Origin of the sequence: Phenylobacterium sp. (genome assembly GCF_035276905.1) — a bacterium.
Classification (GTDB): domain Bacteria; phylum Pseudomonadota; class Alphaproteobacteria; order Caulobacterales; family Caulobacteraceae; genus Phenylobacterium.
On record NZ_DATELG010000221.1, the window covers coordinates 1 to 10033 of the forward strand.

A 10033-nucleotide genomic window follows, 5' to 3' on the forward strand; every position below is an offset into this window, starting at 1 on the left:
GTCGGGCGCAGGGCACGGCGCTGTCGCCAGGGGCTGCGCCCAACGACCTCTGGTGCGCCGACTTCAAGGGCGAGTTCAAGCTGGGCGACGGCCGCTACTGCTATCCGCTGACCGTCACCGACCATGCTTCGCGCTATCTGCGTAAGCGGCGCTCCGAGGGCACCTTCCAGGCCTGAGTCCAAGCAATGACAATGGCGATCTCGCTCGGAGACGAGATCCGCACATGTCTACGTTTGACCTTACGCACGACCTTACGCATGAGCCCAAGCCAACCCTGGTCCGACGGCTTGAGGTGATCACCGACGTCGGCGGCCGGCGGAAGTGGTCGGTCGATGCGAAGGCCGAGATCATGCTGGAGGCGCTGGCGCCCGGGGCGACGGTGTCGGAGGTGGCGCGCCGGCACGATCTGCGACCGCAGCAGGTGTTCGGCTGGCTGCGCGAGGCGCGCAAGGCTGCAGAGCCGGCGCCGGCGTTCGTGCCCGTGGTGGTCGAGCCGGAAGCGCCGGCGGCTCCCACCCCGAAGAAGCGCCGCAAACCGCGGGGCGGCGGCGACATCGAAATCGAGATCGACGGCGTCTTGGTGCGGATCGGCCGCGGCGCTGAGGCCAAGACGGTCGCGGCGGTGATCCAGGCGCTGAAGGGCGGCCGGTGATCCCAGGATCGGGCCCACCGGCGGGCGTGAAGGTGCTGGTGGCGACCAGGCCGGTGGATTTCCGGCGCGGCATGGACGGCCTGGCGCGGGCCGTGAAGGAGGACCTGAAGGCCGATCCGTACTCGGGCGTGATCTACGTCTTCCGAGCGAAGCGGGCCGACCGGATCAAGCTGCTCTACTGGGACGGATCTGGCCTGGTGCTCTACGCCAAGCGCCTGGAACAGGGCGGCTTCCGCTGGCCGCAGATCACCGACGGCGTCATGCGGCTGAGCGCGGTGCAGCTGTCCGCGCTCGTTGCCGGAATGGAGTGGACGCGGGTGATGGCGCCGCGGCGGACGCCGACGCCGCGGGAGGTGTCCTGACCGCTGCGGCGAGATGACTCAGGGCGCACGCGGGGGCGCCTCAAAGGCCTCGGAATATGGTCTGCTTGGCCCGTGGAAATGCCGCGCGACATGGATGCCGAGGCGCTCTGGGAGCTGCTCCAGGCCGAGCGCGCGCGCCACGCCGCCGATCTCGCCGAGCGCGATCGGAAGATCGCCGCTCACGAGGACGCCCGGGCCGCGGACCACGAGGAGATCGCGCGGCTGAGCCGGATCATCCGGGACCTGCAGCGAACCACCTTCGGCGCCCGCTCGGAGAAGCTGGATCCCGATCAGCTCGCGCTGGCGCTGGAGGAGCTCGAGCAGGAGCTGGCCAGCGCTGAGCTGCGCCTGTCGACCCCGACCGAGAAGGCGGCGAACGCCGCCAAACGGCGCGCGAACCGCGGATCGCTGCCGGCCCATCTGCAGCGCGTCGAACAGGTGATCGACATCGAGGACAAGACCTGTCCGTGCTGCGCGGGCGCCCTGCACCGGATCGGCGAAGACGTCGCCGAGCGGCTGGACGTTATCCCGGCAACCTTCCGCGCCCTGGTGATCCGCCGACCCAAGTACGGCTGCCGCGCCTGCGAGGAAGTGGTGGTGCAAGCCCCGGCGCCGACGCGCCTGATCGAGGGCGGGCTGCCGACCGAAGCCACCATCGCCCACGTCGTGGTCGCCAAGTACGCGGACCACACGCCGCTTTATCGCCAGGCCCAGATGTACGCCCGCCGCGGCGTCGTGCTCGATCGCTCGACCCTGGCGCACTGGACCGGGACGGCGGCGGAACTGCTGAAGCCGCTGCACGCACGCCTGCTCGAGAAGCTGAAGGCCTCAGGCAAGCTCTTCGCCGACGAGACCCGGGCGCCGGTGCTGGATCCTGGGCGAGGACGAACCAAGCTCGGGCAGCTATGGGCCTACGCGCGCGACGACCGCCCGTGGGGCGGCCCCGCGCCGCCGGGCGTGGCCTTCGTTTACGCGGGTGATCGGGCGACCTCGTCGCCGGCGCAGCATCTCGCCGGCTACCGCGGTGTGCTTCAGACCGACGGCTACAGCGCCTACAAGGCCCTGGCCAAGGGCGGCGCTGTCGAGCTCGCCTTCTGCTGGACCCACGCGCGCCGCTACTTCCACAAGCTGCTCGACGAAAAGAAGCCGACGAAAACACCCATCGCCGCCGAGGCGATCGCCCGCATCCAACAGCTCTACGCCATCGAGGAGGAGATCCGCGGCCGATCGGCGGACGACCGCCGGGCCGTGCGCCAGGCGAAGAGCGTGCCGATCTTGGCCGACCTGAAGACCTGGCTGGGCGCCCGCGTCGAGCTGATCAGCCAGAAGAGCGACCTGGCCAAGGCGATCCGCTACGTCCTGACCCACTGGGAGGGCCTGAACCGCTTCGTCAACGACGGCCGCATCGAGCTCGACACCAACACCGTCGAGCGCGCCATCCGGCCGCTGGCTCTAACGCGGAAAAACAGCCTCTTCGCCGGCAGCGAAGGCGGGGCGGAACACTGGGCGGTACTGGCCTCGCTCATCGCCACCTGCAAGCTTAACGACGTCGAGCCACAGGCCTACATCGAGGACGTCATAACCAAGCTCGTCAACGGCCATCTCCAGAGCCGCCTCGACGAGCTCTTGCCCTGGGCCTACGCGCCGAAGCCCGCCGCCGTCGCGGCCTGACCTAAACCTCCGCCAAGGCCCCGTGTGCTCGCGGCGCCGCTTACCGAAAACCAACTAGTGTCCCGATTCCGAAGTTCGCATGCTCCGGCGCCCGACCGAGATGCAAGCGAACTTCAGATCCAGCACACTAGGATCAATGTGGACCGCCATCCCCTGAACATGACCCGGCAGCGGAGAACGGGCTCGCCGAGCCCTCTGGCGGGTCGATGCAGCTGATGGCGACGCCGCGTCGCCGTTAGGCGCCGGTCTCGTCGGCGCGCTCGAGCCGCGCCGTCGCCCGCGCCCTTTCCCGGCTGGCGGCTCCTTCGGATAAGACGGTGCGGCCATGTTCCCGCCCCGCTCACAGTCGCAGGCAGGAAAGGGGAGCTGTGATTCAAAAAGGACAAGGCCCAAGGATCACACGATCCAGTTTCTTGCGCCTGGCGGGCGCGGCCCTGATGGGCGTCGGGATCGCTGCGCCACCGGGCGTCGGCGCAGCCGAGGCCGCCGACGCGCCATCGGGCGCAGGCACACGGTTGATCCTGCTCGGTACGGCCGGCGGCCCCATTATCAGGGCCTTCCGCTCCGAGCCTGCAAATCTTCTGGTGGTCGACGGCGAGCCTTATCTGATCGACGCCGGGTACGGCTGCTTGCGGCAAATGGTGACGGCGGGCTTTGACCCGGAGCGGCTCGCGGCGGTCTTCATCACCCATCACCATTTGGACCACGACGCCGATCTGGCGGACGTCATTTCGTATAACTGGGTCAGCCGGCGGACGAGAAAGCTGCCGATCATCGGGCCCTATGGCACCGAGGCGATGACCAAGGCCGCCTTCGATTATCTCTCCGTGGGGGAGCGTGTCTTCGACGCCTCCGTGCCGAACAACGGTCCGTCCAGCTTCGTGGTGTCGAAGGACATCACGGGCGAGGGAGAAATCTACAAGGACGAGCGGGTGCGCGTGACAGCGGCCGAGAATACGCACTATCGACTGCTCAAACCGGGTCCCGACAAATCATACGCCTATCGCTTCGATACGGCTGAACGCAGCGTCGTCTTCACCGGGGACACCGGCGAAAGCGGGGCGATCGTGCGCCTGGCCAAGCAGGCCGATATTCTCGTCAGCGAGGTGATCGACGCCCGCGCCATCATGGAGGAACTCCATCTGCGCAATCCGACGATGCCGGAAACAATGAGAAAGTCGCTCTCCGAATTCATGGAGAAGGCGCATCTGCCGGCCGAGGCCCTCGGCAAGATGGCCGCCGCGGCCGACGTAAAGATGGTCGTGCTGACGCATATTGTTCCCGGCGGCGCGGACAGCACGTTCGACGCGCACCCTTTAATCGCGGCGGTCAAGCGCTATTACAATGGCCCAGTGATCGCGGGCCGGGACCTGCTCGAGATCTGATCCCAAGCGGACAGCCTCTTTCGCATCAAGGTGATACGGCGAACGCGGCGGAGGGCTCGACTTCGCCCCCCGCCGCGGTGGCCGTTCAGAAGTGCAGGCCGACGGTGACGCCGCAAGTGCGCCCGGGCGCGAGGCTGCGCTGGTCGCCGACATCATTGGCGACCAGCTGTGCGGCGTAGGACGTGTTCGAGAGATTGTGGCCCCACACGCTGACGTCCCAACGCGTGTTCGGCGCGGTCCAGGTGACGGAGGCGTCGGCGATGGCGTAGCCGCCCTGTTTGAGACGGTTCTGCGGATCGGCGAAATAGCCGTTGTTGTAGTAGGCGTGCGCGGAGACCGAAACCCCGCCCATCCTTTCCGGCAGGACCGACTGCGGCAGGCTGTAAACAAAGCCGCCGTTGAGCGTGTATTCCGGCGCAAGCTGGGCCTTGTTGCCCGTCGCGTTGAAGGCGCTGGGTATGGCGCAATTGCCGCCGAGCGGGGGATTGGGACCAACCGTCACGGTCGGGCAGAAGCCGAAGGCCGGCTCGGGCTGCGTAAAGTTCGCGTTCGGGAAGGAGCCGTACCGGGCGTGCAGCCAGCTGCCCCCGGCCGTGAGGGTCAGGTCCGACGTCACCCTCCAGGTCAGATCGGCGTCGATGCCATGACTGCGCGCACCGTTGCCATTGGCCAGGAACCCTATGCCTCTGAAAACATAGAGGACCTGAATATTTGTATAGTCATAGTAAAATCCCGCCACGTTGAGGCGGAGGCGGCGATCTAACAAGTCCATCTTCAGGCCGGTTTCGTAGGCTTTGATCGTTTCCGGCTTCACGAGTTGCGCCGGAAAGCTTGGCGGCGAGAAGAGGCCGCTCTTGAATCCGGTGTTGAAGGAGACGTAGCCAAGGACTTCCGGCGAGAAGCGGTGATCGAGCGAAAGCCGCCAGGTGGCGCGGTCGAACTGCTTGCCCGCCTTTGCGTTCGCGATCGGAATGAACGAATTGCCCGGATACTGGAACGCCTGGTCCGCGCGGTAGTCTTTCCGATCGGAGGTGTAGCGAGCGCCGGCCGTCAGGTTGGTGTCCTTGAGGATCTCATAGGTGGCTTGGGCGAAGGCGGCGACGGACTCGGTGCTCTGGTCCACATGGATGACCGACGCCTCGGCGCCGGCCGGCAGGAAGAATGGGAAGCCTGACGCAGCCGCGGCGATGATCGGACCATCAACGAGGAAGGGATCATATTTGCCGTCCGCCCAGTAGTAATAGAGACCGGCGACCCATTTCAGCTTGCCCGCGCTCAAAGACTGAAGCTGCAGCTCCTGGCTGAACTGCTTCTCCTTGTCGCGAATATGGCCGTTCTGAAGCGGCGCCGGCGAGAGATCTAGATCGAACTGCACGAACTGGTTGCTGGCCCGGTAGGCCGTGATGGCGACCAGGCGCGCCGCCTCGCCAAAGTCGTGCTGAAACGTCAGGCTGGCCCCTCCCTGCTTGATCTGCGTCAATGGGTCGAAACTGACGTCGGTGTCCCAAGGCTCTCCCAAATGGGGCTGGCCCAGGACATTCAAACTCCCCGGAACCGGGCCGAAATTAGGACCAATCCAGCGCTTGCGCGAATAGTCCAGCGAGAGCGTGATTTTGGTGTCGTCGTCGGGCGTCAGGAGAAACTTGACGCGGCCCGCGAAATCGCGCCCGCGGTTCACATCATTGCCGCTGTTTAGGTTCTTGCCGAAGCCTTGCGTTTGATCCTTGTAGTAGAGCGAGACGCTGGCCGCGAGCTTGTCGGTCAGTCCGCCCGTAACAAAGGCGTCTCCCCCGTATGTGCCAAGATTGCCGCCCGTCAGGTGAACATCGCCGGTCAGCTGATGCTCCGGCGTGCGCGTGGTGATCTGAACAAGGCCGCCCGTGGCGTTGCGCCCGAACAACGTGCCCTGCGGACCTTTCAGCACCGCCACTTGCTCGATGTCGTTCAGTGCGAGCAGACCATCGCTGGCATTGCCGATGTAGACGTTGTCGACATAGAGCGCGATCGGGTTCTCCACTCCGGGCCCGCCCGCACCCGTCCCAACGCCGCGGATGTTGGGAAGCGCGTTCGTGCCTAGGGCGGTGGTGAAATCCAGGCCTGGCACCGCGAATTTAAGGTTGGACGTGTCCGTGACGCCCGACGCCGCAATCTGGGTCCGACTGAGCGCCGTAATCGCGATCGGAACGTTTTGCACATTTTCCTGGCGCTTCTGCGCCGTCACAACGATCTCTTCGAGCCGGGTCGAAGTGTCCTGAGCATTCGCTGCGGTCGCCAACGCACAGGACGCTCCAAACGTTCCGAGCAACATCCCCATCGCGTAAAACTTTTTCATTATCCCCTCCCTCTTATTTCCTGAATCTCTGCGAGATAAGCATAAAGTCGATCTGGCATTTCCCCGCGACGCCACGAAAGGCGCAACAGTCGGCCAACCGAATGTAGCCCGCCGCGCTCATGCTTCATCCCTGCATACCACTGGAGCCTATCAACCGTTTTATGCCATGAATATGTTGTTTTCGCAGGACAGTCGTGTCTAATCGCTTGTCGTAATACCAACTATCGGCGGGCGCGGGAGTTGAGGCGGCGGTCGTTGCTTCGATCACCCCAGCTTCAGCAGGCCGTCGGCGTTGCCAGAGGCGATTTTGGCCTTGTCCGCGGGCGCAAGGGGCAAGTTGTCGAGTAATTCGCGGGCCTGTCGGTTTGCAGCATAAGGATAGTCCACGGAGAACAGCACGCGGTCCACGCCGAACGTCATCAGCGCTGCCGCCATCGGCGCCGCGGCGAATATCCCGCTCGTCGTGATCCAGACTTGGTCAAGGATCGTCTCCTTGACGCTTCGCCCCAGGCGAGCGCTGACATGGGGCGAAAGCACCTGATCACATCGGTCCAGCATGGTGGGCAGCCCTTCTCCCATATGCCCCACGATCAGCTTCAGGCGGCGATGACGCTCCAGCGTTCCGGAAAGCACCATCCGAAGCACATGGACCGCCGTCTCCGCGTGCCATCCCCAGCCGGCCGTGGCGAAGAGGAAGTCCACGGGAGGAGCAAAGCCCGAATAATAGGCGTCGCGCACCGCGGCCGGCGGCACGTTCGGATGAATATACAGCGGCACATCGAGCCGCTCAGCCCGTTCGAGCACCGGTGCAAATGAGGGGTGGTCGAGAAACCGGCCGGCTGTGTCGCCATTGACCAGCGCGCCACAGAACTTGTGGTCGACGACGCATCGCTCGAGTTCGTCGGCGGCGGCGTCGGGCGCGGTCAGGGGAAGATGCGCAAATGCCGCATAATGGCCGCCCCCCTCCGCAACGATACCCGCCAGCTTGTCGTTGAACGCGCGGGCCAGGGCCTGGCCTTCACCGGCGTCCAGAAGATCGGCGCCGGGGCCCGCGACGGAAAGAACCTGCACGTCAATGCCGGCGGCCTGCATGTCGGCGAGACGGCCGGCCCCGGTGTCGGCGAGTTGCTCGAAGCGCATGACCCCCGCGAACCCCGGTCCGGAGGGCGGATAACCTCGGCCAGCAATCCGGTCGGACGGAATTCGGGCAACGAGGTCGGGATGGCTGAAATGCTCTTCAAGCGCAACGATCCGCATCATGGATCCCCTTCCCAGAGGATCGAGGATGCGCCTCCCATCGGGTCCGGCGGCGGCGCTCGATTGAGGATGTGTCGGGCCTCACGTGGGCGGCCTTAAGTTTGCGTTCCAGTAATCACAGCGTCAATCGAGACAGCATGCGCCGCAGCAGCGTATTTAGTGATGGAAACAATCGTCCGGGACGATCCTCTTCCCCATCGCGCCGGATGATCCGTTGCATCGCAAATTCTAATTTTGCTGAAGCGGCGTCGCACACTAGCACGTCATCCAGAGGAAACTAGCGCACGTTGGCGCAAGACTGTCGCGCCAAGATCGACCTTTTGCTCAGCGTGTCGAGGACAACGAACAGGAGATTTCTTTAATGGCAAGCGCCCAACACCTCGTGCTCGATCGGGAAAGGGCGAGCGGCGCGGAGCTCGTCGCCCGCGCCGCAGCCTTCGCGAAAGTGTCTTTGGCGCGCGCCGAAAGCACTGAAAAGGCGCGCCGCGTTTCGGAGCAGGCCATAGATGAAATGGAGAGCCATGGCTTGACCAGCCTGCTGCGCCCGCAGCGTTGGCAAGGCCTTGAGACCGACTGGCGAACCTTTGTCGACACCGTGATCGCCGGCAGCGCCGGCTGCGGCTCGACCGGCTGGTTGCTCTCCCTGCTCAATACGCACCAGTGGTTCCTCGCGCAGTTTCCCGAAGCGGCGCAGGAAAGCGTCTGGGGCGAGACTCCAAACGCCCGCATCGCGACGTCCTTCACGCCTACGAAACAGGTTACGGTCGTCGACGGTGGGATCCGGATCTCCGGCCGATGGAAATGGTCGAGCGGCATCGATGTCTGCAACTGGGCCATGCTGGGGGCGCTGCTTCCACCGCCGTCCGGTAAAGGTCCGCCCAAGAATGTCATCTGCCTTGTGCGTCGCCCGGATTTCCAGGTCATCGACACCTGGTACAACGTCGGCCTGCGCGGAACAGGGAGCAACGACGTCGTGGTGGATGACGTGTTTATCCCCAACGATCATATGCTGGATCTCTCGAACCTTCGGGAAGGCGTCAGCCCTGGCAACCAGATCAATACGAGCAACGTCTATCGCTTGCCGATGTACACGGCGATTCCGCTCTCTATCGCCTCGCCGGCGATCGGAATGGCGATCGGCGGGCGCGATCTCTGGGTGGAGGAAACGAAGGAAAAGGTGTCGAGCGCCACTGGAGAACAAATGAGCGCCCAGCTCCCGCTGCAATTGCGGTTGTCGGAAGCGGACACCGAATTGGATATTGCTCGCATGTTGCTTCACCGGGTGACCGACATTCTGGAGCGCGGCTCGGTGACGCTTCCTGAGCGCTATCGCAATCGTCGGGATTTCACCTATGCGGTCCGTCTCGCCTGCAGCGCCGTCGACAAGCTGTTCCAGATGGGCGGCGCGCGTGGACTGGTCGACTCGAGTCCGTTCCAGCGGGTCTGGCGCGACGTACATGCCGCAAGCTGCCATATCGCGCTGGCTCCGGACATCGCGAACGAGAATTACGGCCGCTGCGTTCTCGGGCTTGACCGAAATCCGGCAGATCCGTTCTTTTGACGCCGCGCCGCCATTGCGATGACGGTGATCCCCTTGATTTTGACCCGGAGAACCATTCCGCGGTCTGACGACGCGTAAGGAGCTACGGATGTACGCCATCAGAATCATGTACCCTCGCACCAAAGGTTCGACCTTCAACCTGCGCCATTATTTGGACGTGCACACGCCACTAGGGCTTAATCTACTGAAGTCGACCACCGGCATAGAGCCCGCCCGGGTCGAGGTCGACGCCGAGCCGATACCGCTTGGTCCGGAGGACCCGCCCTACCACTGCGCGAGCAATCTCTACTTTGCAGAGTTGTCGCATGTCGAGGCATTCAAGTCTCTGTTCGCCCGCGAAGACACTGCAAAGCAATTGGCCGACGACTTTCCGAATTACACCACCAATCATCCGGTGATCTCGGTGTTCAAGGTGCTGGAAATAGACCCTGTAAAGCATGTCCCCCGCTGAACAGCGGCTGGTCTGGGCGCCGACGTCGTCGATTTCGACGATGTCGCCGCCCCTCCCTCCCCGGCGGCGGCCTTAGCCGAAGCGTCTGATGAAGCCGTCGACGTCGAGCACCACCTCAGTCGTGGGCTTGCCACCGGAGATCGGCGCCAGGATCTCGACTTCGACGCCATCGGGATCGTGATAGGTCAGCGACGCGATCGAACCCCTATCTGCGGCCTTGTCCGGCTCGATCCCGATGTCCCGCATGCGACGCAGCGCCTTCACCAGCGCCGACGGCTCAGCGAAGCGGATGCCGCCTCCAACCTCGCCCGTGCGGTGGCCGGGCGGCGGCACGGTCTCGGCCGGCTCCGGAACGCCCAGCT

Annotated in this window: 9 protein-coding genes and 1 pseudogene; 7 read left to right on the forward strand and 3 right to left on the reverse strand. The window is 64.5% G+C overall.

Annotation, left to right across the window (positions count from 1 at the left end):
- The 5 genes and pseudogenes from VJS38_RS10460 to VJS38_RS10480 form a co-directional block, all read left to right on the forward strand.
- Positions 1-137: pseudogene (locus VJS38_RS10460) on the forward strand (IS481 family transposase); the annotation flags it as partial.
- A gap of 86 nt (positions 138-223) precedes the next feature.
- Complete coding sequence (tnpA, locus tag VJS38_RS10465; protein WP_324088088.1) at positions 224-652, forward strand: IS66-like element accessory protein TnpA; 429 nt, start codon at positions 224-226, stop codon at positions 650-652.
- The gene (gene tnpB, locus VJS38_RS10470; RefSeq protein ID WP_324088089.1) at positions 649-1014 is read left to right on the forward strand and encodes an IS66 family insertion sequence element accessory protein TnpB; all 366 of its coding nucleotides are present in this window, start codon (positions 649-651) and stop codon (positions 1012-1014) included. The genes tnpA and tnpB overlap by 4 nt, the downstream gene beginning before the upstream one ends.
- 90 nt (positions 1015-1104) lie before the next feature.
- Complete coding sequence (gene tnpC / locus VJS38_RS10475; protein WP_414692434.1) at positions 1105-2685, forward strand: IS66 family transposase; 1581 nt, start codon at positions 1105-1107, stop codon at positions 2683-2685.
- Positions 2686-3098: 413 nt separating this feature from the next.
- A complete protein-coding gene (locus tag VJS38_RS10480) occupies positions 3099-4070 on the forward strand; it encodes an MBL fold metallo-hydrolase (RefSeq protein ID WP_324088091.1) in 972 nt (323 codons plus the stop codon).
- Between the two features lie 85 nt (positions 4071-4155).
- Here VJS38_RS10480 and VJS38_RS10485 read toward each other — a convergent pair whose 3' ends face one another.
- Positions 4156-6402, reverse strand: coding sequence for a TonB-dependent receptor (locus VJS38_RS10485; protein WP_324088092.1), 2247 nt, complete (start codon positions 6400-6402; stop codon positions 4156-4158).
- 264 nt (positions 6403-6666) lie between these two features.
- Positions 6667-7662, reverse strand: coding sequence for an amidohydrolase family protein (locus VJS38_RS10490; RefSeq protein WP_324088093.1), 996 nt, complete (start codon positions 7660-7662; stop codon positions 6667-6669).
- A gap of 358 nt (positions 7663-8020) precedes the next feature.
- Here VJS38_RS10490 and VJS38_RS10495 point away from each other — a divergent pair, with 358 nt between their 5' ends.
- Positions 8021-9220, forward strand: coding sequence for an acyl-CoA dehydrogenase family protein (locus tag VJS38_RS10495; protein WP_324088094.1), 1200 nt, complete (start codon positions 8021-8023; stop codon positions 9218-9220).
- Between the two features lie 88 nt (positions 9221-9308).
- Positions 9309-9671: an EthD family reductase gene (locus VJS38_RS10500; RefSeq protein WP_324088095.1), complete on the forward strand. Its 363-nt coding sequence runs from the start codon at positions 9309-9311 to the stop codon at positions 9669-9671.
- A gap of 72 nt (positions 9672-9743) precedes the next feature.
- Here the strand turns inward: VJS38_RS10500 and VJS38_RS10505 are convergent.
- On the reverse strand, positions 9744-10033 hold a 290-nt coding region (locus VJS38_RS10505), incomplete at its 5' end, for a hypothetical protein (RefSeq protein ID WP_324088096.1).